General features: G+C 39.2%; 29 protein-coding genes and 1 tRNA gene. 21 read left to right on the forward strand and 9 right to left on the reverse strand.

Going from position 1 to position 23064, the window contains the following annotated elements:
• The 3 genes from LW728_RS02505 to LW728_RS02515 form a co-directional block, all read left to right on the forward strand.
• A partial coding sequence (locus LW728_RS02505) for a zinc ribbon domain-containing protein (RefSeq protein ID WP_287765024.1) occupies positions 1-192 on the forward strand: 192 nt, incomplete at its 5' end.
• Between the two features lie 253 nt (positions 193-445).
• Positions 446-1414, forward strand: coding sequence for a DUF4351 domain-containing protein (locus tag LW728_RS02510; protein ID WP_287765026.1), 969 nt, complete (start codon positions 446-448; stop codon positions 1412-1414).
• A 39-nt stretch (positions 1415-1453) separates the two neighbouring features.
• Positions 1454-1957: a sll1618 family protein gene (locus LW728_RS02515; protein WP_043997712.1), complete on the forward strand. Its 504-nt coding sequence runs from the start codon at positions 1454-1456 to the stop codon at positions 1955-1957.
• Between the two features lie 204 nt (positions 1958-2161).
• Here LW728_RS02515 and LW728_RS02520 read toward each other — a convergent pair.
• A tRNA-Thr gene (locus tag LW728_RS02520) sits at positions 2162-2233 on the reverse strand.
• Positions 2234-2292: 59 nt separating this feature from the next.
• Between LW728_RS02520 and LW728_RS02525 the strand changes: the two genes are divergently transcribed.
• The 3 genes from LW728_RS02525 (at position 2293) to LW728_RS02535 (ending at position 5793) form a co-directional block, all read left to right on the forward strand.
• Complete coding sequence (locus LW728_RS02525; RefSeq protein ID WP_287666827.1) at positions 2293-2547, forward strand: DUF3493 domain-containing protein; 255 nt, start codon at positions 2293-2295, stop codon at positions 2545-2547.
• Positions 2548-2768: 221 nt separating this feature from the next.
• Positions 2769-3071, forward strand: a complete 303-nt coding sequence (gene rbp, locus LW728_RS02530; protein WP_002800929.1) for an RNA-binding regulator — start codon at positions 2769-2771, stop codon at positions 3069-3071.
• Positions 3072-3270: 199 nt separating this feature from the next.
• On the forward strand, positions 3271-5793 hold the full coding sequence (locus tag LW728_RS02535; RefSeq protein ID WP_287765028.1) for a glycogen/starch/alpha-glucan phosphorylase: 2523 nt from the start codon (positions 3271-3273) through the stop codon (positions 5791-5793).
• A gap of 148 nt (positions 5794-5941) precedes the next feature.
• On the opposite strand, the gene LW728_RS02540 is transcribed toward LW728_RS02535, so the two are convergent.
• Positions 5942-6349, reverse strand: a complete 408-nt coding sequence (locus LW728_RS02540; protein ID WP_002759175.1) for a GxxExxY protein — start codon at positions 6347-6349, stop codon at positions 5942-5944.
• 309 nt (positions 6350-6658) lie between these two features.
• Here LW728_RS02540 and LW728_RS02545 point away from each other — a divergent pair, with 309 nt between their 5' ends.
• The 13 genes from LW728_RS02545 to LW728_RS02605 all read left to right on the forward strand — a co-directional run bounded on the left by LW728_RS02545 (position 6659) and on the right by LW728_RS02605 (position 14796).
• The gene (locus LW728_RS02545) at positions 6659-6814 is read left to right on the forward strand and encodes a hypothetical protein (RefSeq protein ID WP_002800933.1); all 156 of its coding nucleotides are present in this window, start codon (positions 6659-6661) and stop codon (positions 6812-6814) included.
• A 146-nt stretch (positions 6815-6960) separates the two neighbouring features.
• Positions 6961-7257, forward strand: coding sequence for a toxin-antitoxin system TumE family protein (locus LW728_RS02550; RefSeq protein ID WP_002751505.1), 297 nt, complete (start codon positions 6961-6963; stop codon positions 7255-7257).
• Positions 7238-7585: an HVO_A0114 family putative DNA-binding protein gene (locus LW728_RS02555; protein WP_002751511.1), complete on the forward strand. Its 348-nt coding sequence runs from the start codon at positions 7238-7240 to the stop codon at positions 7583-7585. The genes LW728_RS02550 and LW728_RS02555 overlap by 20 nt, the downstream gene beginning before the upstream one ends.
• A 231-nt stretch (positions 7586-7816) precedes the next feature.
• Complete coding sequence (locus LW728_RS02560; RefSeq protein WP_002800934.1) at positions 7817-8098, forward strand: hemolysin XhlA family protein; 282 nt, start codon at positions 7817-7819, stop codon at positions 8096-8098.
• A 29-nt stretch (positions 8099-8127) separates the two neighbouring features.
• Positions 8128-8331, forward strand: coding sequence for a hypothetical protein (locus LW728_RS02565; RefSeq protein ID WP_287765030.1), 204 nt, complete (start codon positions 8128-8130; stop codon positions 8329-8331).
• Between the two features lie 135 nt (positions 8332-8466).
• Positions 8467-8673, forward strand: a complete 207-nt coding sequence (locus LW728_RS02570) for a type II toxin-antitoxin system HicB family antitoxin (protein ID WP_039900529.1) — start codon at positions 8467-8469, stop codon at positions 8671-8673.
• Complete coding sequence (locus tag LW728_RS02575; protein ID WP_002759169.1) at positions 8666-8878, forward strand: type II toxin-antitoxin system HicA family toxin; 213 nt, start codon at positions 8666-8668, stop codon at positions 8876-8878. Before LW728_RS02570 ends, LW728_RS02575 begins: the two co-directional genes overlap by 8 nt.
• A gap of 18 nt (positions 8879-8896) precedes the next feature.
• Entirely contained in the window at positions 8897-9055 is a 159-nt protein-coding gene (locus tag LW728_RS02580; protein ID WP_002800938.1) for a hypothetical protein, read from the forward strand.
• Between the two features lie 430 nt (positions 9056-9485).
• A complete protein-coding gene (locus LW728_RS02585) occupies positions 9486-9767 on the forward strand; it encodes a type II toxin-antitoxin system RelE/ParE family toxin (protein WP_002740810.1) in 282 nt (93 codons plus the stop codon).
• A 9-nt stretch (positions 9768-9776) separates the two neighbouring features.
• A complete protein-coding gene (locus LW728_RS02590) occupies positions 9777-10091 on the forward strand; it encodes a HigA family addiction module antitoxin (RefSeq protein WP_002737909.1) in 315 nt (104 codons plus the stop codon).
• A gap of 352 nt (positions 10092-10443) precedes the next feature.
• Positions 10444-10650 (forward strand): type II toxin-antitoxin system HicB family antitoxin, encoded by a 207-nt coding sequence (locus LW728_RS02595; protein WP_002740815.1) that lies wholly within the window; start codon positions 10444-10446, stop codon positions 10648-10650.
• Positions 10640-10861 (forward strand): type II toxin-antitoxin system HicA family toxin, encoded by a 222-nt coding sequence (locus LW728_RS02600; RefSeq protein ID WP_287765033.1) that lies wholly within the window; start codon positions 10640-10642, stop codon positions 10859-10861. Before LW728_RS02595 ends, LW728_RS02600 begins: the two co-directional genes overlap by 11 nt.
• 125 nt (positions 10862-10986) lie before the next feature.
• Positions 10987-14796, forward strand: coding sequence for a CHAT domain-containing protein (locus LW728_RS02605; RefSeq protein WP_287765035.1), 3810 nt, complete (start codon positions 10987-10989; stop codon positions 14794-14796).
• Here the strand turns inward: LW728_RS02605 and LW728_RS02610 are convergent.
• On the reverse strand, positions 14793-15152 hold the full coding sequence (locus LW728_RS02610; RefSeq protein WP_287765038.1) for a hypothetical protein: 360 nt from the start codon (positions 15150-15152) through the stop codon (positions 14793-14795). The genes LW728_RS02605 and LW728_RS02610 overlap by 4 nt on opposite strands.
• Before the next feature lie 275 nt (positions 15153-15427).
• Here LW728_RS02610 and LW728_RS02615 point away from each other — a divergent pair, with 275 nt between their 5' ends.
• Complete coding sequence (locus LW728_RS02615; RefSeq protein ID WP_287765040.1) at positions 15428-15553, forward strand: hypothetical protein; 126 nt, start codon at positions 15428-15430, stop codon at positions 15551-15553.
• Here LW728_RS02615 and LW728_RS02620 read toward each other — a convergent pair.
• The 6 genes from LW728_RS02620 to bchL all read right to left on the reverse strand — a co-directional run bounded on the left by LW728_RS02620 (position 15550) and on the right by bchL (position 21762).
• Positions 15550-16353, reverse strand: coding sequence for a nucleoside phosphorylase (locus tag LW728_RS02620; RefSeq protein WP_287765043.1), 804 nt, complete (start codon positions 16351-16353; stop codon positions 15550-15552). The genes LW728_RS02615 and LW728_RS02620 overlap by 4 nt on opposite strands.
• 111 nt (positions 16354-16464) lie before the next feature.
• Positions 16465-17115 carry an RloB family protein gene (locus LW728_RS02625; RefSeq protein WP_353845698.1) on the reverse strand — a complete coding sequence of 217 codons (651 nt, stop codon included), beginning with the start codon at positions 17113-17115 and terminating at the stop codon, positions 16465-16467.
• A gap of 1 nt (position 17116) precedes the next feature.
• Complete coding sequence (locus LW728_RS02630) at positions 17117-18409, reverse strand: AAA family ATPase (RefSeq protein WP_287765046.1); 1293 nt, start codon at positions 18407-18409, stop codon at positions 17117-17119.
• A 169-nt stretch (positions 18410-18578) separates the two neighbouring features.
• Positions 18579-19979 carry a ferredoxin:protochlorophyllide reductase (ATP-dependent) subunit N gene (locus tag LW728_RS02635; protein WP_002740797.1) on the reverse strand — a complete coding sequence of 467 codons (1401 nt, stop codon included), beginning with the start codon at positions 19977-19979 and terminating at the stop codon, positions 18579-18581.
• A 16-nt stretch (positions 19980-19995) separates the two neighbouring features.
• Positions 19996-20760, reverse strand: coding sequence for a DUF5331 domain-containing protein (locus tag LW728_RS02640; RefSeq protein WP_287765049.1), 765 nt, complete (start codon positions 20758-20760; stop codon positions 19996-19998).
• Positions 20761-20892: 132 nt separating this feature from the next.
• Entirely contained in the window at positions 20893-21762 is an 870-nt protein-coding gene (bchL, locus tag LW728_RS02645; protein ID WP_002759152.1) for a ferredoxin:protochlorophyllide reductase (ATP-dependent) iron-sulfur ATP-binding protein, read from the reverse strand.
• 460 nt (positions 21763-22222) lie between these two features.
• On the opposite strand from bchL, the gene LW728_RS02650 reads away from it, so the two are divergent.
• Positions 22223-23053: a hypothetical protein gene (locus tag LW728_RS02650; protein WP_002800950.1), complete on the forward strand. Its 831-nt coding sequence runs from the start codon at positions 22223-22225 to the stop codon at positions 23051-23053.
• Positions 23054-23064 lie beyond the last annotated feature (11 nt).

Here is a 23064-nt window from a genome sequence, read left to right on the forward strand (position 1 = left end):
TTAAATGTTCGAGAGTGGGATTGTCCAGACTGTGGGACACACCATGACCGAGATATTAACGCTAGTAAAAATATTTTGGCCGCAGGGCTTGCGGTGTCAGTCTGTAGAGCGACCATAAGACCAGAACAGAGTAAAACTGGGGCGGCAGGTGCGGAACCCCGAATGGGAAAGAAGCAGAAACCTAAATCGTGAGGTTTGGGAATCGCCGTCCGTTTACGGCGGTGAGGATGTCAACAGAAAATATAGCAGTTAGCCGTCTATTAGATATTTTAGTACAAATGCTCGGACTTCTTCTCCGCAGCTCCCTGTTCTGGTGTAGTCTTAACGAGTAATTGACCGCCTTTATCCTCAAGATGAAGTGTAACCTAATTTTGATATCGACGGCCGGCGACCGACTCCCCAAAAGGAAAACTTTCTACCTCACCATTAGGATAACTACTTATGTATGAATAATATTATTGACCATGATCGTTTATTTAAGGAATTAATTTCGACTTTTTTTGTTGAATTTATTCAGTTGTTTTTCCCCGCGGTTATTAATTATTTAGAGCCTAATCAGATCACATTTTTAGACAAAGAAGTCTTTACCGATGTCACGGAAGGAGAAAAGTATGAAAGTGATTTAGTCGCCCAAGTTCAATTTCGGGGACAATCATCATTTTTCTTAATTCATCTAGAAGCACAGTCTAGCTCTCAACCGGAATTTAATCGGCGAATGTTTAATTATTTCGCTCGTCTGCATCAAAAATTTGCCTTACCAGTTTATCCGATTGTCATATTTTCCTATGAGCGTCCACAAAAAGAAGCAATTCGTCAATACAAAATTGATTTTCCTGACTTAAAAGTGTTAGAATTTAACTATCAAGTTGTCCAGTTAAATCGCTTGCATTGGCGAGATTTTCTCAATCAAGCTAATCCCGTCGCCGCCGCTTTGATGGCCAAGATGAAAATTGCCCCTCGGGATAGGGCAAAAGTTAAGGCACAATGTCTAAGATTATTGGTAACATTAAGATTAGATGCCGCTAGAATGCAATTGATTTCAGGTTTTGTCGATACCTATCTCAATCTCAACTCGTCCGAGGAGATAGAATTTCAACAGGAGATTAGCACATTTATTCAACCCGAACAGGAGGGAGTTATGCAGATTACCACCAGTTGGATGCGTCGCGGTTTAGAACAGGGTTTAGAACAGGGTTTAGAACAGGGTTTAGAACAGGGTTTAGAACAGGGTTTAGCAAGAGAAAGAAATCTAATTGTCCGTCTGATTAAACGTAAGTTAGGAGCTATTGATGTGGATATAGAGAGTCGGATTATGACCTTGAATATTGATGATCTGGAACGAGCGGGGGAAGCTTTATTTGATTTTTCGACAGTGGAGGATTTAACTAATTGGTTAAATGTTTTAGATGCTTAGTATTTTTCTTTTAAACTTCAGAGAAGGCCAGGTATGGGTATGAGTATAAGCTTTGAAAATGCTATCCAACAAACTCAAGATTTACTAACTCAAATTGAGTTTTTAGATGCCAACACAATCACTCAAAAACTTACTGAGTTAGTCTCGACAGAAAATGGAGCCAGAGGATTTTTTGTCACTTACTTAACCAGCGATTTATCCTATACGGAATATCCTAGTTTAGAAGTAATCACTGCTTTAAAAACTTCCCCGATATTAGTGAATGAATTATTAGTCAAAAATCTGGCTATGTCCACGGCAATGGTTATCTATCATCGCAAGCAAGGAGATGAAGAAAACGCCCGAGGTTCTGAGAGAGTCCAGGAAAAAACTGGTCAACTAATTAAGCAGTTATTATCGCCAGAACTGGGGGAAAAATTACAACAATTAGCCACCAGTTTAAACAGGGAACAAGGAGAATATCAAGCCTTTCTAGAGCGCTGGGGATATGACGATTGCCAACGTCAAGCGATCGCAGAAATTATTCAACCTTTTCTTCAGTAACTAGGGTTTGCTGGAAAAGTTGGTTGTTGGGAGCAGGGTGTAGGGTGCGGGGTGTAGGGTGTGGGGTTTTGCCCATTCCGATCAATACAGGGTCCGGCACTTTTGGATGGCCAAAAAGTCTAAAAGTCTTATCCAACAAGCTTTTTGGATTTATTCAGCCGGAGTTCGGTATTTCTTAGTCAACTTCCGGGAGGTAAAACCCCAAGCCGATGATGGGATTTGAACCCACGACCAATTGATTACGAATCAACTACTCTACCACTGAGCTACATCGGCACATTGCCAATTCCCGATTATATCACGGACAATAGATACACAGCTAGAAAAATTTTTTTATGAGCAAATCCACTCGACTCGATCCCCAAAAATACGCCCGCTTGAAAGAGGAAGCGGCTAATCCCTACCGAGGTCTGCGGCAGTTTATCTATCTCGGTTTAGGTGCTTCTGGTTTTATTGGTGCGGTGGTTTTTCTAGCCCAATTAGCGGCAGGTAGGGACGTAGCCACCGCCTTACCCAATTTTGCCCTACAAATCGGGGTGGTGGCCCTGATGATTTGGTTATTTCGTCGGGAGAAAAAAGCTGGCGGTTGAGGGAGTAGCGGCCGATGGCCAAAACAGTCTCTTCTCCCGGAGAATAAAAGTTAACATTAACTCTAGTCTTTTCGTGTTATGATCGGAGGGAGAGTCAAGATTAGTGTTCAAGTTCGTTTTCAGTATTAATTCGGTAAGTCTTTTACTTTAGTATTGTTCGGCTTCTCCCTGAATTTTGTGTCTCCACACCGTTTCGAGTATTGATCGAGGATTCAAGTATTATGTCTATTTTTGTTGGTAATCTCTCTTACGAGATTTCCCAAGAAGATCTGGTCGACGTCTTTGCAGAGTACGGCAAGGTTAAAAGGGTTCATATTCCCGTGGATCGCGATACACAGCGCAAACGCGGTTTCGCCTTCGTGGAAATGGAAAGTAAAGCCGAGGAAGCCGCTGCGATTGAGGCACTGGATGGTGCTGACTGGATGGGACGAGCAATTAAAGTTAACCAGGCCCGCGAGCGTGAAGAGCGCACAGAGCGTGCGCCCTTCAATGGTGGTGGTGGTGACAGAAAAAAACGCTATTAAGCTTTTTTTGTGAATAATTGTCGGAGGGTGAACAGGGTTCACCCTTTTTTTATCGGCAATTGCGATCGCAGATACGCTCAAAACCAATAGAAATCTAAATGTCTGAGTCTCTCCAAAAGGTAACAAGTAAACTATAAAGGATATCGTCATCAGAATCTGATCGGCGATCGACTCCCGAATATATGGACAACAAAAACCGATGGAGACAACCTACACCCTAGCTGATGGGACTGAAGCACTTCAATGCCCCACTTTAGTCGAAGATGATCGCACGGGCATGAGTCCCGAAACCCTAAAACGGGCTTTTCTGGACAATCTGTTTTATTTGCAAGGGGTTAACCGCACTAATGCCAGTCCCTACAATTACTATGTCGCCCTTGCCTACACCGTTCGCGATCGCCTCCTGCGTCGTTTTCTGAAATCCACCGACACCTACAAACAAGAAAAAGTTAAACTCGTCTGCTATTTCTCCGCCGAATTTCTCATGGGGCGGTATTTAGGCAATAATCTCGCTAATTTGGGTATTTACGACCTAATCAAAGAGACGATCGAGGAATTAGGTCTTGATTTTGAGGAAATTATCGAACAGGAACCGGATCCCGGCCTCGGAAACGGCGGTTTAGGGCGTTTAGCGGCTTGTTTCCTCGATTCCCTCGCTTCCCTAGAAATTCCCGCTATCGGTTACGGTATCCGCTACGAATTTGGCATTTTCCATCAAATGATCCAAGACGGTTGGCAGGTGGAAATCCCCGATAACTGGTTACGCTTCGGCAATCCTTGGGAATTACCCCGTCCCGATGAAAGTGTGGAAGTAAAACTGGGTGGCCGGACGGAAATCTATCACGATGATAAGGGACAGGAACGGGTACAATGGCTGCCGGAACGTCGGGTTTTAGCCATTCCCCACGATACCCCCGTCCCGGGTTACAAAACCAACACGGTTAACGCTTTGCGTCTCTGGAAGGCAGAAGCGAGTGAATCGTTTAATTTTGAGGCTTTTAACGCCGGGTTATACGATCAATCCGTGGCCGAAAAAATGGACGCGGAAACCATTTCTAAAGTCCTTTATCCCAACGATAATACCCCCGCCGGTCGCGAATTACGTCTCGCCCAACAATACTTTTTTGTGGCCGCTTCCCTGCAAGATTTAATTCGCATTCACCTAAAAAGCCACAAAAATCTGCAAAACTTCCACGAAACCGCCGCTATTCAACTAAACGATACTCACCCCGCCATTGCGATCGCTGAGTTAATGCGTTTGTTAGTGGATGAAAACGGCTTAGAATGGTCAAAAGCTTGGACAATTACCCAAAAAACCTTCGCTTATACCAATCATACCCTATTGCCGGAAGCCCTAGAACGTTGGTCGGCGGATCTGATCGGGAAATTGCTGCCCCGACATCTAGAAATTATCTACCTGATCAATCACTTTTTCCTCGACGATGTGCGGACTTGGTTTCCCGATAACGAGGAGTTATTGGGCAAATTGTCGATAGTTGAAGAAGCTGGTTGGGGTAATAAACAAATTCGCATGGCTAATTTAGCCTGTGTGGGTAGTCACTCGATTAATGGAGTCGCTGCCTTACACACCGAGTTACTGCAAAAAGACACCCTGAAAGAGTTTGCCATGCTCTGGCCGGAAAAATTCTACAATAAAACCAATGGTGTCACCCCGCGCCGGTGGATTTTATTGAGCAATCCCCAATTATCGGCACTATTTACCGAAAAAATCGGCGATAATTGGTTAAAAGACCTGAAGGAATTGCGAAAACTGGAACAATACCTTGATGATCCCGAATTTCGTCAGCGTTGGTATGAAATTAAACAGGCGAATAAGGCCGATTTAGCGGCTCATATGCTGAAAACCCGCAATATCGAGGTGGATGTTAATTCGATTTTCGATGTGCAGGTAAAACGGATTCACGAATACAAACGCCAACATCTGGCAGTTCTGCACATTATCGCCCTTTATAATCGCATTAAACAGAACCCTCAGATCGATATCGTGCCGCGCACTTTTATCTTTGGTGGTAAGGCAGCCCCCGGCTACTTTATGGCGAAGTTAATTATTAAGTTAACTAATGCTGTGGCTGAAATTGTGAATAAGGATCCTGATGTCAGAGGTCGTTTAAAAGTGGTTTTCCTGCCTAACTTTAACGTTTCTTTGGGTCAACGCATCTATCCGGCGGCGGATCTTTCCGAACAGATTTCTACGGCGGGTAAGGAAGCTTCCGGAACCGGTAATATGAAGTTTGCCATGAATGGCTCCCTCACCATCGGGACTCTGGACGGCGCTAATATCGAAATTCGCGAGGAAGCAGGGGCAGAAAATTTCTTCCTTTTTGGCTTGACAGCAGAAGAAGTTTATGCTAAGAAAGCCCACGGTTATGAACCGATGAGCTATTACAAAAATAATCGCGAATTGAAGGGAGTGATCGATCGAATTAAGAGTGGTTATTTTAGCCATGGTGACCAGGAATTATTCAGGCCGATCGTTGATTCTCTCCTCTACGATGACCAGTATATGCTTTTAGCTGATTATCAATCCTACGCTGATTGTCAGGAACAGGTAAGTGAAGCTTATCGCGATCGGGACAAGTGGACGCGGATGTCGATTCTCAACTCGGTTCGTATGGCGAAATTCTCTAGCGATCGCACGATATGGGAATATTGTCAAGAGATTTGGAAAGTTAATCCAGTCAAGATTAGTTTAGAGGATTAAAAAACTCGGTCAAGTTCGGGTTTAGTCCTTGACTAGCCCGAATTCTGGAACCGTAGCCCCCAAAAATGCTTGATGAAAACGTCTAAACTATGATTTTTATGATTGTTTGATGGACTAGGATTTTAAGTTTTATACACTTCAATTATTTCTAGTTATAGTTAGGTTTTCTTTTCGGCTTGTGAACTCTTTTAAACTGTAAACTGATATTTCCAAAATTAAGCAATAATCCAATATCTAACCCATAAGCTTCGAGATAATTGATAGCTTGTGCTAAGTGAACGTCTTCAAGTTGAATAACGGCTTTTAATTCTACCATCACTTTACCTTCAACAAAAAAGTCAACTCGTCTTGTACCTATTTGATCATCTTTATAAAAGATCGGCATTTCGTGTTCTCTCGAAAAAGATAATCCCTGTAGGTTCATTTCTTTTGCCAAAGCACGTTGATAAATTACTTCTTGAAAACCATTTCCTAAGATACGGTGAACTTCCATTGCACAACCAATAATTTTACCTGTTAGTTCACTTTCAGGGTATTGGGGATTAATAAAAGTCATGGCTAGGATTTAGATGATGAAGTGAGGATTTTGATTAGATTGTCTTTGATAATTCAATGTCAAAACTATGATTAGAATGATTTAATGAGCGACTATAATTAGGTTATCTTTGACAATCATGAGTATTTATGGCTCTTCGTTACTTGGTATGGTTCGATAGGGGAGCATAAATCGACTAAATCCTTATCTGGCAAGAGACTTAATTGATTAGTTCGCTCTAGATCAAAAACAATTGACAAAAATCATGGGGTCGCTCTCTCGAAAAGAATCATAGTCCATCACACAATCACAAAAATCATAGTTAAGACGATGAATGAACAACGCGCCCAAGCTTATGTTAATTTAATTGAACAGTTGCTCACTTGTGCTAATGGTGAGGAACCCAATATCCTGCAAGCTAATCAGGAATTGATTGACCCCGAATTTTTGCAGATGATGGAAAACTATGCAACAGGGTTAGAATAATAAGGATACAATAACCATGCAGATTGATTTAACACAACACTTTGGGCAATATCTCAACCCTCAAGCGAGAAATATAGAAGAATATGAGGCGTTTTTAACTGTTGGGGACATTGACAACAGGCTAAGGTGTTGTTAGTATATCCAACATGAAGGCTACCGCGCTCATTCGTCGTCGCGTCATCTTGGCCCCAGACGCATTCGCAGAAGTCACTGTCTGGCGTGTTCCCCAACCAGTTCTGCCATCGGAGCATCCTTACAAATATCGTCTCGCTTACATAGTCAACGGCAAATGTGTGTTGCGATATGATAACGAACGCGGTAAAGGCGATCACCGTCATTTCGATGGTGTGGAGTCTCTTTATGCTTTCTCTTCGCCAGACCAATTGATGGCCGACTTCAACTCTGACATTTTGAGGTGGAATTATGAACACGGTCGTTCTTGAAGTTCGCTCCTTGACTGACACCCTTGCCGATGCCGTTCAAGCGATGAAAACTGGTCGAGCAGAAAAAGAAGTTCGTATCAGTTTTGCTACCCCCGAACTTCTCTGGAAAGTTCTGACTGCCAAGCGGTGGGAACTCCTCAAAGCTATGTGCGGTGCTGGCCCCATTTCTATCCGTGAGGCGGCGAGGCGAGTCCATCGGGATGTTAAAGCAGTACATGGAGATATTACGGCACTTTTAAATGTCGGTATTCTGAGCCGTGTAGCAGATGGGAGCGTAGAGTTCCCGTTTGAAGCGATCAAGGTTGAATTCATGTTGCAAGCCGTTTGATCGCCGGATTAGTAGCGATCGCGAATAAAGAGGACACATGAACCAAAAGTATTATCATTCTCAAAGGTAAGTAGGGAGGCGTTAAAAGTTGTCAGACACCCCCCTTATCAAGGGGGGATTAAGGGGGGCAGGGGGGATCGAACCTAAAATCCATTTTTAATTTAATTATAACCAGCTATAAAATAGTGATAGTCGTGCCTATATTCCGATAATTATTAGGAGAATCATCAGATGTCAGTTACTATTGAACAAGATATTAAAGAAGTTTTAGGTGAAATTAATCAGAAACTAGAAAATATTAATAGTCGCCTCACTAATTTAGAGGTTGGACAAGCTAGATTAGAAGAAAAGGTCGATGCTTTAGACAAGGATATTGAGAGGGTGAAAGAAGATACCAAAGAATTGAAAGGCTCTCAAAAGGCCCAGATTTGGACGTTAATCGGAATTTTGGGAACGGCTTTACTAGGAACGGTCATTCGCTACATTATTATTCCTTTTCCTCCTCAATCGTAAATATAATTATAACAATCACAGTACAGACAATGAATGAACAACGCGCCCAAGCATATATTAATTTAATTGAACAGTTGCTCGCTTGTGCCAATGGTGAGGAAGCCAACATCCTGCAAGCTAATCAGGAATTGATTGATCCCGAATTTTTGCAGGTGATGGAAAACTATACAACAAGGTTAGAAGAACAAGGAAATAATAATCCTGTTGCTTGGTTACGGAACATAGCGCAATAGTTGGGGCAGTTTCTCAACCCTCAAGCGAGAAGTATAGAGGAATATCAGGGGTTTTTATTAGAAGTATTACAAGCAAAAGCAGAGATTAATGATGGCCGTGCTATAATAACTGACAACGATTATTATTATAAAAATATGCAGTATAAAGTCAGTCTTAAGAAAACAGAAGAAGGATATGCTGTTTGGTGTCCCGGTTTACCAGGCTGTGCTTCTCAAGGTACAACAAAAGAAGAAGCTCTCAATAATATTCAAGATGCTATTGTGTCTTATTTAGAAGTTGCCGAGGAATTGAATCAAGGTGTAGAATCTTGTTATGTGGAAGTTGAATTAAATCATGCCTAGTCTTCCCGGAATTAATCATCAACGAGCCATTAAAGCCTTTGAAAAAGCAGGATTTAGGATTGTTCGACAGGGTAAACATATTACAATGACTGATGGAGAGCATATCTTAACAATTCCCAGAGCTAATCCAATTAATGCTTATACAATGGGAACAATTATTAAAGGTGCCGGAATGTCTATTGAAGAATTTAAAAAACTTTTGTAAAAGCATCGGATTAAGGTTATGGACGAAAAACGCCCCCAAGCATATATTAATTTAATTGAACAGTTGCTCATTTGTGCTGATGATGAGGAGCGAACTAATATTCTGCAAGCTAATATGGAATTGATTGACCCTCAATTTTTGCAGATGATGGAAAACTATGCAACAGGGTTAGAATAATAACAGCAATTCTCATTTTAAGGTTTCATGACATTAAAACCCCTGCACCTAGAGGGGTTAATAATTCTTAACGAATCTCTAGATCGCTGAAACAACGCAAAATCGTTTCAAAATGAGAATTGCTGGAATAATAAGGATACAATAATAACCATGCAGATTGATTTAACACAAAACTTTGGGCAATATCTCAATCCTCAAGCGAGAAATATAGAAGAATATGAGGTGTTTTTAACTGTTGGGGACATTGACAATAGGCTAAGGTGTTGTTAGCATATCCAACATGAAGGCTACCGCGATCATTTGTCGTCGCGTCATCTTGGCCCCAGACGCATTCGCAGAAGTCCCTGTCTGGCCTGTTCCCCAACCAGTTCTGCCATTGGAGCATCCTTACGTCATATACTTAAAAGTAGGATAAGAAATTGTTTAGAGAGTGATCCAAAACTTTAAAGATAAAGAAGCTCAAAAAGTTTTTGAACGTAAACATTCGCGTAAATTGCCATTAGATATCCAACAAGTGGCATTGCGAAAATTGCGGATGCTTAATCGTGCGGAAACCCTGCAAGATCTTCGTGTCCCACCAGCAAATCGATTGGAACGTCTGGTTGGTGACAGGGAAGGTCAATATAGCATTCGGGTTAACGATCAATGGCGAATTTGCTTTGTCTGGCAAAACGGTGATGCTCTAGACGTAGAAATCGTTGATTATCATTGAGGTAAAATAATGAATGAAGATAAACTAATGCCAATTCATCCCGGTGAGGTTCTTTTAGAGGAATTTATCAAGCCAATGAACCTTAGTCAGAATCAAATAGCTCTGGCTCTTGGAGTTCCTGAACAATGTATTAACGAAATCGTTCACGGAAAGCGGTGTATCACGGCGGATATAGCTCTTCGGTTAGCTCGTTATTTTGATATGTCACCGCGATTTTGGCTGGGATTACAAATGGATTACGATCTGGACGTTGTTGAAGATGAAATAGGAGATCAATTGGACAAAGAAGTTGCTGTAATGACAGTTATTTGTGCAGAAAAGTAATTTGTTTGATATGTTCTAAGGCAGAAACTTGGAATATATCAAACAAATTTGGCAGCGACCCCCCTTGACAATCACGAATATTTATTGTATCACGTTAAATCATAAGGTTGGTCTCTCTCAAAAAAAATCAAAGTCCATCACATAATCACATCAATCACAGTACAGACAATGATGGAAGACTATGCAACAGGGTTAGAAGAACAAAGAAATAATACTCCTGTTGCTTGGTTACGGGATATAAAGTATAGAATCTTGTTATGTAGAAGTCTAAAGCATGATCTATATGATTATTTAATTGACTGTCATTCTAGCCTGACCTATAATCATGGAAAGCTCAATCAGGAAAGTGAAAATGAGACAGGTACTTACAGCGAGAATTTTTCAAGAAGATAATTGGTTTGTTGCCCAATGTTTAGAGGTTGATGTTGCTAGTCAAGGGGAAACAGAAACCGAGGCGTTAAACAATCTGCAAGAGGCTTTAGAATTACATTTTGAACCGCCTTGTGCAACAGTTATTCCCCGATTACAGAAGATAGAGGTAGAAATCAATGCCGCTTAAGCCTTTATCTTATCGTGAGATTAAACGCAAGTTGGAAGCGGCAGGGTTTGAAGTTATTAGTCAAAAGGGGAGTCATGTTAAGTTTGCCAAGTATACTCCCGAAGGAAAAATGACAACGATTGTTCCCTGTTATAAGGAGGTAACAATCGGTACAATTAGCAGTATTTTAAGGCAAGCGGGATTAAGAGTTGATGAGTTTGAGCGTTTATAGTTAATATCCTCTATAGCATTCTGTGTCATAATCGCCCTATATCAAGGGGACTCATCCTATCATAGAGTCATCCGCCAAAAAACATCATAGTCCCTCATTCAATCATTTTAATTACAGTACAGACAATGAATGAACAACGCGCCCAAGCATATATTAATTTAATAGAACAGTTGCTTGCTTGTACTGATGATGAGGAACTCAATAATATTCTACAAGCAAATCAGGAATTAATTGATCCCCAATTTTTGCAGGTGATGGAAAACTATGCAACAAGCTTAGAAGAACAAGGAAATAATAATCATGCGGCTTGGTTACGGGATATGGCGCAACAGTTGGGGCAGTTTCTCAACCCTCAAGGGGGAACTATAGAGGAATATCAGGCGTTTTTATCAGAAGTATTACAAGCAGAATATGAGAGTAATGATCCTGCGGTGGTTTATCCTATCCTACAACGCCGTCAACATCTGTTAGATAATACTTTTGCCCAACTGTTGCAACAATTCGCTAAATATTTGTTTTCTGAAGGGAAGGCAGAAGAAGTAGCAGGGATTGCCGGGGTTATTGAATATTTATGTATTCATATTCAACAGTTTCCCTTGGGAAGTCGGGCTAATAATCTGGAAATTGCTATTACAGGCTATTACATAGTTTTAGAAGTATTAACCCGTGATACCTTTCCTTATGAATGGGCAAGGTTACAGAATAATCTGGGGAACGCTTATCTAGATCGCATTAGAGGGGAAAGGGCAGATAATTTAGAGTTAACGATCACAGCTTATAACCTGTCTTTAGAAGTATTAACCCGTGATGCTTTTCCTTATGAATGGGCAATGACACAAAATAATCTGGGGACTGCTTATAATCATCGCATTCTTGGAGAAAGGACAAATAATCTGGAGTTAGCTATTGCAGCTTATAACCTGTCTTTAGAAGTATTAACCCGTGATGCTTTTCCTTATGAATGGGCAGTGACACAAAATAATCTGGGGACTGCTTATAATGATCGCATTCTTGGGGAAAGGACAGATAATCTGGAGTTAGCTATTGCAGCTTATAACCTCTCTTTAGAAGTAAGAACCTGTGATGCTTTTCCTTATGAATGGGCAATGACACAAAATAATCTGGGGACTGCTTATAATGATCGCATTCTTGGGGAAAGGGGACTAAATCTAGAGTTAGCCATCGCAGCTTATAACCTGTCTTTAGAAGTCTATACCCGTGATAGCTTTCCTGAAAATTGGGCAAAGTTACAAGATAATCTGGGGAATGCTTATCGAAAGCGCATCAGAGGGGAAAAAGCAGATAATCTAGAGTTAGCTATTGTGGCTTATAACCTGTCTTTAGAAGTATTAACCCGTGATGCTTTTCCTTATGAATGGGCAGGAACACAAAATAATCTGGGGAGTGCTTACCTAGATCGCATTAAAGAGAAAAAAGCAGATAATCTAGAGTTAGCTATTGTGGCTTTTAATCTATCTTTAGAAGTATATACCCGTGAAGCTTTTCCTGAAGATTGGGCAAGGTCACAAAATAATCTGGGGAATGCTTATTGTGATCGCATCAGAGGGGAAAGGGCTGATAATCTAGAGTTAGCTATTGTAGCTTATAACCTGTCTTTAGAAGTCTTAACCCGTGAAGCTTTTCCTGAATATTGGGCAAGAACACAAAATAATCTGGGGTATGCTTATACAAATCGCATTAGAGGGAAAAGGGAAGATAATCTAGAGTTAGCCATCGCAGCTTATAACCTTTCATTAGAAGTATATACCCGTGATGCTTTTCCTGAAGATTGGGCAAGGTCACAAAATAATCTGGGGACTGCTTATGATCAACGCATCAGAGAGGAAAGGGCAGATAATCTAGAGTTAGCTATCGCCGCTTATAACCTGTCTTTAGAAGTATATACCCGCGAAGCTTTTCCTGAATATTGGGCAAGGTCACAAAATAATCTGGGAGAAGCTTATAGAAATCGTATTCTTGAGGAAAGGGCAGATAATCTAGAGTTAGCTATTACAGCTTTTAACCTGTCTTTAGAAGTATATACTCGTGAAGCCTTTCCTGATAAATGGGCAATGACACAAAATAATCTGGGAGAAGCTTATGGAAATCGCATCAGAGGGGAAAGGGCAGATAATCTAGAGTTAGCTATTGTTGCTTATAACCTGTCATTAGAAGTATTAACCCCGACTGCTTTTCCTATAGACTGCTTAAGAACAGGACGAAACTTAGGAAAGACTGCTAACTCTATCGAAGACTGGGAAACCGCCATCAAAGGCTACAACTTAGCCATCGAAGCAGTAGAAAATACCCTACTCCAAGCCTTAAACCCTCAACGACAACAAGAAATTCTCTCCGATGCAATGGATGTTTATCATGGCATAGTTCAATCCTATCTCAACCTCGATCAACCAGATCGCGCCTTAGAATACGTTGAACGTAGCAAAACCCGCTATCTAGTCCAACTGCTTACCGATCGAGATATTTATCCTAAAGGTAATATCCCCCAAACGATTATTACCGAATTAGATCGCCTCCGTCGTGCCATTATTGGGGAAGAACAACAGTTAGCCATCCAAGAACAAACCCGCAATAGGGGAGTAATTTTAACCCCAGATCAACAAAAACAACCTATCTTAAATGACTATACTCACCTCAATAAATTAAAACAAGAATTAAATCAATTCATTGACCGTGAAATAACAAAAACAAAAATAGATGAGGATTTTATCTTAACTCAAACGGTTAAGCCTATTCCCTTTCAAGACATTCTATCTTTAACCGATGCTGAAACTTGTCTTTTGCAATGGTATATCACAAGTGAGAAAATACTCGCTTTTGTTGTATCTGCTGATGGAAATATTAACCTTTGGGAATCTTCAGAAGATGATCGAGATAAATTAACTGATTTAATTAATAATTATCTACAGCTTTACTACTCCCAAAATGGCCATCAAGAATGGATAAATCAACTTTCTGACCTCCTGCAAACCTTCTCAGATACCCTACATATTAATGATATTCTGGCACTTATTCCAAATACTTGTAAACGCTTAATTATTATTCCTTATTTGTTTCTGCATATTTTACCCCTTCATGCTTTACCTATTAATGACAATCAAATATTACAAGATAAATATGATGTTCAATATGCCCCTAGTTGTCAATTATTTAAAATTACTCAACAGCGTCAATTAAACGATTTAAACTCCCTTTTTGCCATTCAAAACCCCCAAAATAATCTACTTTTTACGGATTTAGAAGTAGAAATCATTAAAAATTTGTTTGTTCAAAGTGATATTTTAGCCAAACAAAACGCTACTGAAATCGCCATCAAAACTCATCAAAACTTCCCCTTAGCTAACTGTATCCATTTTTCTTGTCATGGTACATTTAACCGTAATAAACCCTTAGAATCTGCTTTAATTCTTACCAAAGAAAAAACAGATCAAGAAGATGGTTATTTAAGATTAGGAGAAATCTTTGAACTGAATTTTAAAAACTGTCGTCTTGTCATGCTTTCTGCTTGCGAAACTGGTTTAATTGATCTTAATTCTATTAGTGATGAATATATCGGTTTACCGAGTGGTTTTCTATTTGCAGGTAGTCCTAGCGTTGTTAGTAGTTTGTGGAAAGTAAATGATTTATCAACTGCATTTTTACTGATTAAATTTTATGAGACTTTACCCAAAAATCCCCAAAAAGGTGAAATTGCAGTTAGTCTTAAAAATGCTCAAAAATGGCTACAAACCTTAACCCTTGACCAATTTGAACAAGAATTAGAAAGATTTCAACTCCAATTAGATAAAATCATCAATCAACTGGGAGGAGGAAAACGCCCAATTTTTAACGAGTCTCTGAAACAAATTCGTCAACGTCAACCCTATCCCTTTAAAAATCCCTATTATTGGGCAGGTTTTATTGCTACAGGATTTTAATCTGTCTCCTTACAAAAAGCATCTAAACCAATATCTTCGACAACAAACAAAACGACGGGAACAACTAAAGTAACGGGAAACTGTAAACATCCTGCGACAATTCCAATCAGTTTAAAGACTTTTTTAGTTTTGGCTGAACAAATAAAAGGACGACATTTTGTCGCTAATTCATCTAAATCTAAGCTTTTATCTGGTTCTGTTCCAGTTTCGCGCATTCTCATTAAAATGATTGCGTCTTGTAAGTTTCCTTCACATTCTTCAATAACATCAAGCGCGGCTAAAGCGTCAGTATTATCCGCAAATTGAATACGGTACTGAGCAATTTTTTCCGGTGTTAACTGCGTTGTGTCTGACATAATACCATCCTTAAAGCTAAAACCAATTTTTTCCCATTATCTCACCTTATTAGCTCCTAATCCCACCAAATGCCGTGAGGAAAATCCCTCGCTTTAGCTTGTCCGCAACTTTATAATCGTCTCGTCGCTAAAGGTTTTGACTTTACCGATGACAAGTTAATCCGGTCAAAATTAGCTTAGAAGACTAAGAATAAGCGAATTTTTTGGGGTGAGAATTTACTTTTGTCAAAAATTATTACATATTCGCCAAAAAATACACTTTTTTGAGCAAATTAATGTACCCTAATTATACAAGGCGATCAATTATTTTGTCCCAGGAATTACGCGCTAAACTTATCTCCTGTTATCCCGAAAGTCAGGAAAAAGAGGAAGTCTTAATGAAGATGATTTCTGAAAGTTAATCAATTGAGGATGGGGAGAGGTTGCTAACGGTCAATATTGCCACCTGAATCGCTTTTTCGATAGCCTGTTGTTTGCTTTCTAAACTAATCCCTTCCTCTTTACTTCTTGCGGCAATCACAGCACAAACACAAGCGGCAGTAAATCCATAAACCCCCGCCATTTTAAATAAAGTTCCCGCTTCCATTTCATAATTGAGAATATTTAAACGTCGATATTCTTCCGTGATTCCCTCTAAGTGACGCTGAAGATAAGGGTTAGCAGAAGACAGGATTCTTTCCTGTCCTTCATAAAAACTATCCACAGAAGCGGTAATACCTACATGATAATTTACTCCCAAAAATTGAGCGGATTTGACTAGAGCAACTGTCAAAAAAGGATCCGCCACTGCGGGATATTCCGGAGGAGCAATATCATTAGCTGCACCTTGCCTACATAAAGCCGCTTGCGAGATAATAATATCACCGATTTTTATTCTATTTTGAATTGCGCCACAAGTACCGATACGAATAATAGTTTTAATTCCCACCTGTATTAATTCATTAACCACAATACTCAAAGATGGCGCACCCATGCCACTGGTAGCCAGAAGAATTGGGGTAGAATTATCTAGATAGCCAAGATAACTATTTAATCCGCGATAATCCGATAGTAAACGTGCATTTTGTAAATAAGTTTCAGCAATATAGCGTGAGCGTTCTGGTTCCCCCGATAATAGGGTGATAGTCGGTTTTGCCGTGCCTAAATCCTCACTGCTAAAGTTGAGATGATAGGGTTTTTGGTGAGATAAGTTATTGGACATTTAAATCAAATTAAGAGCAGTTACTTTGGTTAAATAGGCTTTTAGTTATTATAACAACTTTAGGTTTCAATTAAAATTAAATATTTAATTATTGACAAAAGAGAATCAAGCTTAAGGACGACTATTGATGTTAAGTTCTTGCACTAATTCCTGTACTGTGGTTGAGGGATTGGCATCAAAAGGATGTTTTTTGGCTTCATCTCTATCTTGAATAAGTTTTGCTGCATTAGTGATTGCTGTTGTCTGGTATGGCTTTAATTTTTCGTACATATCCTCTCGATTTTTTGCATATTTTTCTTTCTTGTTCTTGTTTAATAATTCACACTTTTTCATCTGGGTATTTAAAATTTTTGGGTATTCACTTCGGGATGTGGCGATATCCAGATATTGAAAGTGTAAAATAAACCAAATTTCAAAAGCTTCATTAGAATAGGCAATCTTGATATTTTTTTGTTTAGCCAGTCTTTCCGCTTGATTAAATTGCTCTTTAGAACAGTTATCTTTATCAAAAACACACCAGATTTGATCGAATGAGTCATCTTTTTTTAGATTATCTATAATCTTAATAGCTTTTTCGACTAAACTCAAGCTATTTTTACCTTCACCTTTCACCATAACTTCAATTTTCTTAGGAACAGTAAAAGCCTTAAAATAGTTAACTTCAGTTCTTTCTCCCTCGCAAATAATTAAAAATCTTTTTCTTGTTTCTCTAGTCTTAGTTTGGCGACGCAAATAATCGGAAGTATTCCTGTTGTTACTCATACTAATTACCAATAATTGTACTTAAATCACCAATAAAAGGTATTGCTCCATAACGACCTTGAATATAATCTTTTTCCAAGGTATTATTATTATTAATATCAGCAAATTCCACCAAAGAATATAAATCTGTTGCTCCTTGATGATTTTTTTCGGTAAACCAAATTTGATCCCTCCTTAAAAATTTATGACTAAGTAAATTAATATCGTGAGTAGTAAAAATAAGTTGAGCATTTTTGGGATTAGTTTTCTGAGAATTAAATAATTCGATTATATTTCTAGTCATTAGAGGATGAAGTCTGGCATCCAATTCATCAATTACTAAAACTTCCCCTCTTTGCAAAGTGTCTAAAATCGGTGCTGACAGAGCAAAAATCTTTTTAGTTCCATCAGATTCATGATTGTCCATATCAAAAATTTCTAACTCAATCATTTTACCTGTTGAGTCATACTTTGGATGATAGGTTTTTATGGTAGCGGACTTTATTTCACCGCTAGAGTCACTGATGATATTTCTGACAACATCCTGTAAATCTTGCGGGAAACTATCTAAGGAAATTTTTCTCGTTTCTGTTTCTAGGTTGAGATTGTCAATACTTAAATCTAATTTTTTAATTAACTTAGTCACATCATAAATCAAATCTTGTCTATCAGAAAGATACTCAAGCGTAATCTCTTTTAATAATTCCACATTTAACCCAGACACAACACCTAAGTGACTAAACCAAGAGACAATTTCCACCGCTAGAGAATTATTAAATTGAGCCGCTAGTGATAAAAACAGAGTATTTTTTTTTGTCAATCCTCTTAGTATATTACCTTGTTCAATATTTTTGCTATATTCTATTTTATCGCCTTGCCGATTAAAAATTTTAGTTTCACGACTTCTGGGTGTACAAAATAACCATTCGGAAACTACTCGCTTTTGAGTTACTTCAAATCCATATCTATAAGTTTTATTTTTTAGCTGAAAAACTATTTCAAAAAAGGATGGTTTATCAACAGTTTCGGTACTTAATCTAAAGGGTTCCACATCTATTTTGTCAGTGATTTGTAATTTTGCAGAATTCATGACAAACCGTCGCATAAAATTGAATGCCAGAATTAAATTACTCTTACCACTGGCATTTGCTCCATAAATAGCGGCACTTTTCAGTAAACTAATTTGTTGATTAACCTTAAAAACATTATTTTTATCAAGCTCATCATTACCACAGGCCTCCTCTGCAGCTACCATACTGAGAGTTACTACATCTTTAAAAGAGCGATAATTGCCGACACTAAATCCGATGAGCATTGCATATTAACCCTAACAGTCTCTAAGGAATAAAGGAGACGATACTTTTATTTTATGCACTTGTTGAGCATTTGAACAAGAATTGTCCTCAGAATCGGCAAACAATCACAGAAAAAAGGTAAGGAATTAATTTTCCTTACCTGATGATTGTAGCCTTTTGAAAACAAATTTACACTTTTGCTGACTCTTTAACTAACTTATCCCAACCCAATTCCTTGAGGTTATTGTTGCGACGCAGGGGACGAGTAGCTAATTCTAAAATATCTCGCGCATTGGTAAAACCATGGATTTGAGCAAAAGTAAATTCTACCGACCATTTAGTGTTAATTCCCCGCGCTTCTAAGGGATTTGCATGGGCCATTCCTGTAATCACTAAATCAGGTTTTAACTCGTAAATGCGCTGAATCTGATTGTAGTTATCAGGTTTTTCGATGATTTTCGGGATGGGAACACCCATATCATTACAGGTTTTTTCTAGTAATGCTAATTCGGCTGCTTGGTAGCGTTTATCCATGTAGGGAATACCGATTTCATCACAAGTCATCCCGCAACGAATTAGGAAACGTGCCAGAGAAATTTCTAGTAAATTATCCCCCATAAAGAAGACCGATTTACCGCGCACAAGTTGCAGATAATCCTCTAAACTTTCCCAAATTTTTGCCTCTCTTTCTTCTAATCCCTGCGGTTGTACTCCCAAAACAGAACAGATTTTTTCTATCCAAGCGCGGGTTCCATCCGGACCGATGGGAAAGGGTGCGCCAATTAATTTACACTTACGACGACGCATTAAAGTGGTGGCAGTTCGTGATAGAAAAGGATTGACACCAGCGACATAATAACCTTCTTCAATTACTGGTAATTCAGTAAACCGTTTGGCCGGCAACCAACCATCAATTTTAACTCCTTGTTTTTTCAATTCTAGGGTTAAATTGGTCACAATTGGGTCGGGAACGGAACCAAATAAAACTAAAGGAGGATGGTCTTTATATTCCGATTCTTCCTGTTTAATTTCTTCTTTTTTACGTCCAAAAGTTAGGAGTTTCTGGATGGCATTCCGTTCTTCTTTTTCATCTTCGTGCTTAACTTTTTCGGGACATTTATGCACCATGGAAGCGAGGACGGTATCTTCCCCTTGGGTAAAGGCATAATCTAAACCATTAGCGCGCGCTGTCACGATAGGAATACCGATTTCTGACTCTAGTTTCGGTGCTAATCCTTCCAAGTCCATTTTGATGATTTCGGTGGTACAAGTACCGATAAAAACGATAACACTAGGGTTTCTATCTCGTTTAATTTGTAAGCAGAGGCGTTTTAATTCTTCGTAGTCTTTTAGTTGAGCGGAAATATCCCCTTCTTCTAATTCTGCCATAGCATAACGCGGTTCGGCAAAAATCATGACACCCATGGCATTTTGCAGGAAGTAACCACAGGTTTTTGTGCCGATAACAAGGAAGAAACTATCTTCGATTTTTTGGTATAACCAAGCAACACAGCTAATCGGACAAAAGGTGTGATAGTTGCCGGTTTCACAATCAAATTGTAAAGCGCTCGGTTCTTGAGTGGCGGTCATGTTTTTAGGTTCTCCTTTAACTTGGTTTATTTAGGTTTTCTTGTTGTAACTCTTGGCGGATTTTTTGCAGTACAGGATCCTCAGTAGGATATAAAGAATTACTTAATTCTCTTTCTTTCTTTTCTAGTCGTTTTTTCTCAGGATCAAAATTTAATCCTAAAACTTCTAGAAGTTTGTTTCCATCGGAACTAAGCTGACAAAAGGGATACATCCACACTGATAATTGAGATTCTAAAACGGTAATCGCACCTATAATTATGTCAGCACTAGGACGTTTACCACCGTCGGGAGTTTTTCGCCACGAATCTTTAGAATCCATTAAAGACTTAATCCACGGTTGATTGTTTTGGTAGTAATCTAACCATTTATCTGGTAAGATTTTTAGCAATTCCTCAAAAATAATTACTTTGTTTTTTTCGACTGATAATTGTTTTTCTCGGAATCCGTTGAGATATTCAGTGTGCGAATTAGAAATCAGTAATTCGTTTTCCGATTTTTCCAACTCCTTTTTTTCAGAATCAAAATTTAGTCCTAAGACTTCTACCAGTTTGTCCCCATCGGAACTAAGTTGACAAAAGGGATACATCCACACTGATAACTTAGGTTCTAAAGCTGTTGCTGCCGCTATAATTATGTCAGCACTGGGACGTTTACCACCGTCGGGAGTTTTTCGCCACCAGCCTCTAGAATCCATTAAAGACTTAATCCAAGCTTGATTATTTTGGTAGTAATCTAACCATCGCCTCGGTAAGGTGGCTTTTAATTCCTCAAAGTTGCTCATTTTGTCCCATAAGTTAGGCTATTAACTAATAAGTTAATTCTTCGCCGTAACCCACCCAGAAAAAGAGTTTATTGGTGGTTATTGGTGGGTTTTGGTGGGTTACGCTGTCCCTAACCCACCCTACAAAATAATCTAAACCATCATCAGGTCTAATTCTTCCTCGGCGTTAACTTTGGGTTTATCGGCATTAAGATAGAAATCCGATAATAAAGTGAATAACTCCCGGTCGGCAGATTCTTTGGGAATAACTCCTTCTGGTTTGGCTAAAATCTGATCGGCAATGTTGAGATAATAGTCACAAACATAACTTAACATCGGATCCTTGTCGGCCATTTCAAAGAGAGTTTGACCTTTAACTCTGGAGACGCGAATATCTTCAATTAAGGGTAAAACTTCTAACACTGGCATGGGAACATGGTCCACATATTTATTAATTAAATCCCGTTTTGAGGTGCGATTGCCAATTAATCCGGCTAGTCGCAGGGGATGGGTGCGCGCTTTTTCGCGGACGGAAGCGGCGATGCGATTGGCGGCAAAAAGAGCATCAAAGCCGTTATCTGTGACAATTATGCAGTAATCGGCGTAATTTAAGGGAGCGGCAAATCCTCCACAGACCACATCCCCCAAAACATCGAACAAAATCACGTCAAATTCATCAAAAGCGTTCAATTCTTTTAATAATTTCACCGTTTCCCCGACGACGTAACCGCCACAACCGGCACCGGCCGGAGGGCCACCCGCTTCCACGCATTTGACTCCACCGTAACCGTCATAGATAACGTCTTCGGGCCAGATGTCTTCGTAGTGAAAATCTTTTTCTTGTAGGGTATCGATGATTGTGGGAATCAGAAAGCCTGTCAGGGTGAAGGTGCTATCATGCTTGGGGTCACAGCCTATTTGTAGGACTTTTTTGCCTCTTTTGGCTAAAGCGGCCGAAATATTACAGCTTGTTGTCGATTTACCGATGCCACCTTTTCCGTAGACTGCGAGTGTTAAAGGCATGGAAGTTCTCCTAAATTTGCGCTTGAATGGTGAGTTTGTTTATCAGTGCTTTGATCGCCATTATTAACCATCTACCCACTCCTTGGAAAGAGGCTCAATTTTTATCTGCTATAGCTAGAGTGAGATTTAAAGCGTAAAAATTAGATAAATAATTTTTTAGAGCTTATAGAGTTTATGAAATTGATAAAAACTTATAAAAACAGCTTTGTTTATACATTTACTTTAAATACAAACAATAAACAAAAAACCGCAAAAGCTTTACAAAAACTCGATAAACAGGGTTTTACCGTGCCAAACCAGAACAAAAAAGGTCAAGATAGAGCCAGTCTAGAGACTGATGTCAGATTTTCGTGAATAATCATTACAATTTTCCCGGTCAGCAGATTAAATAAATCGATCCTGAGAAGGATGCTGAAAAAAGCTGTAGTACAATTAGAACAAAGTACCTGTAGGATTTCCTATGCGAGTTAAGCAAAAAACGCTGACTACACTCTTGTTAGAGAATAAGGCTCCTAAATATCGTCCTTTTCTGGGTTTTTTTCTGGCTGGGGTTCCCTTGCTCTTTTTAGCATATTTGGTTTCTTTCCAGCGCGCTTATCTCGACTGCATTAGGTTAAGCACAAAAAGAATAGATTGTCAATATGTCCAAGAGTATAATTTTCCTGTTTCTAGTCGGGAAAATTTTTCTTTGACTCACATTAAAGCTACGGCTGTCTATCAAGAAGTTTTTATCAGTGTTGAGCAGGAAAAAACTGTTAATAACACGGTTTTATTGGTCGGGAGAAATAACCATCTCTACATCGAGAATTTTCGAGATGTGCAGTCAGCTAGTGATTTTAAAACCCGATTTGAGAGTTTTGTGAATAGATATCAAGCTCAGGAAATTATTGCCAAAAGTCCCCTAGATACCTTTTCATCACTGCTAGAACACCACCATAATTATCCCTATTATCTTTGGGGTATGTTATGCTTATTGTCTGGTCTATTGTTACTTTATGATGCCAGCTATCGGGAGAGTTATGTCTTTAATCAGGGTACCGCTACCCTAACCCGTAGGCGACAACATTTAACTTTTAGAAGTAAAAGTGATTATCTTCTAGAGAGAATTGTTGAGGCAAAAGTAGAAGAGTACAAAGGCTTTTTAGGGTCTAATTACCGACGGATTATTTTAACCTTATCCAACGGGGAAAAAATTATTCTCAATCGCCGTTTACTGGAATCTATCAGTAAGGGAAAAAGGGAAGAAAAAATTCTGGCAATGATTACCGAAAAGTTAAACTTAACTCAATAGGAACTGTTAAT

This window comes from Microcystis sp. 49638_E5 (assembly GCF_021300285.1).
In the GTDB taxonomy this organism is placed as follows: domain Bacteria; phylum Cyanobacteriota; class Cyanobacteriia; order Cyanobacteriales; family Microcystaceae; genus Microcystis; species Microcystis aeruginosa_C.

Coding starts and splice junctions, on each gene's coding strand:
- LW728_RS02510 (WP_287765026.1), top strand. CDS start 446: ATGAATAATATTATTGACCATGATCGTTTATTTAAGGAATTAATTTCG.
- LW728_RS02515 (WP_043997712.1), top strand. CDS start 1,454: ATGAGTATAAGCTTTGAAAATGCTATCCAACAAACTCAAGATTTACTA.
- LW728_RS02525 (WP_287666827.1), top strand. CDS start 2,293: ATGAGCAAATCCACTCGACTCGATCCCCAAAAATACGCCCGCTTGAAA.
- rbp (WP_002800929.1), top strand. CDS start 2,769: ATGTCTATTTTTGTTGGTAATCTCTCTTACGAGATTTCCCAAGAAGAT.
- LW728_RS02535 (WP_287765028.1), top strand. CDS start 3,271: ATGGAGACAACCTACACCCTAGCTGATGGGACTGAAGCACTTCAATGC.
- LW728_RS02540 (WP_002759175.1), bottom strand. CDS start 6,349: ATGACTTTTATTAATCCCCAATACCCTGAAAGTGAACTAACAGGTAAA.
- LW728_RS02545 (WP_002800933.1), top strand. CDS start 6,659: ATGAATGAACAACGCGCCCAAGCTTATGTTAATTTAATTGAACAGTTG.
- LW728_RS02550 (WP_002751505.1), top strand. CDS start 6,961: ATGAAGGCTACCGCGCTCATTCGTCGTCGCGTCATCTTGGCCCCAGAC.
- LW728_RS02555 (WP_002751511.1), top strand. CDS start 7,238: ATGAACACGGTCGTTCTTGAAGTTCGCTCCTTGACTGACACCCTTGCC.
- LW728_RS02560 (WP_002800934.1), top strand. CDS start 7,817: ATGTCAGTTACTATTGAACAAGATATTAAAGAAGTTTTAGGTGAAATT.
- LW728_RS02565 (WP_287765030.1), top strand. CDS start 8,128: ATGAATGAACAACGCGCCCAAGCATATATTAATTTAATTGAACAGTTG.
- LW728_RS02570 (WP_039900529.1), top strand. CDS start 8,467: ATGCAGTATAAAGTCAGTCTTAAGAAAACAGAAGAAGGATATGCTGTT.
- LW728_RS02575 (WP_002759169.1), top strand. CDS start 8,666: ATGCCTAGTCTTCCCGGAATTAATCATCAACGAGCCATTAAAGCCTTT.
- LW728_RS02580 (WP_002800938.1), top strand. CDS start 8,897: ATGGACGAAAAACGCCCCCAAGCATATATTAATTTAATTGAACAGTTG.
- LW728_RS02590 (WP_002737909.1), top strand. CDS start 9,777: ATGAATGAAGATAAACTAATGCCAATTCATCCCGGTGAGGTTCTTTTA.
- LW728_RS02595 (WP_002740815.1), top strand. CDS start 10,444: ATGAGACAGGTACTTACAGCGAGAATTTTTCAAGAAGATAATTGGTTT.
- LW728_RS02600 (WP_287765033.1), top strand. CDS start 10,640: ATGCCGCTTAAGCCTTTATCTTATCGTGAGATTAAACGCAAGTTGGAA.
- LW728_RS02605 (WP_287765035.1), top strand. CDS start 10,987: ATGAATGAACAACGCGCCCAAGCATATATTAATTTAATAGAACAGTTG.
- LW728_RS02610 (WP_287765038.1), bottom strand. CDS start 15,152: ATGTCAGACACAACGCAGTTAACACCGGAAAAAATTGCTCAGTACCGT.
- LW728_RS02615 (WP_287765040.1), top strand. CDS start 15,428: ATGTACCCTAATTATACAAGGCGATCAATTATTTTGTCCCAGGAATTA.
- LW728_RS02620 (WP_287765043.1), bottom strand. CDS start 16,353: ATGTCCAATAACTTATCTCACCAAAAACCCTATCATCTCAACTTTAGC.
- LW728_RS02625 (WP_353845698.1), bottom strand. CDS start 17,115: ATGAGTAACAACAGGAATACTTCCGATTATTTGCGTCGCCAAACTAAG.
- LW728_RS02630 (WP_287765046.1), bottom strand. CDS start 18,409: ATGCTCATCGGATTTAGTGTCGGCAATTATCGCTCTTTTAAAGATGTA.
- LW728_RS02635 (WP_002740797.1), bottom strand. CDS start 19,979: ATGACCGCCACTCAAGAACCGAGCGCTTTACAATTTGATTGTGAAACC.
- LW728_RS02640 (WP_287765049.1), bottom strand. CDS start 20,760: ATGAGCAACTTTGAGGAATTAAAAGCCACCTTACCGAGGCGATGGTTA.
- bchL (WP_002759152.1), bottom strand. CDS start 21,762: ATGCCTTTAACACTCGCAGTCTACGGAAAAGGTGGCATCGGTAAATCG.
- LW728_RS02650 (WP_002800950.1), top strand. CDS start 22,223: ATGCGAGTTAAGCAAAAAACGCTGACTACACTCTTGTTAGAGAATAAG.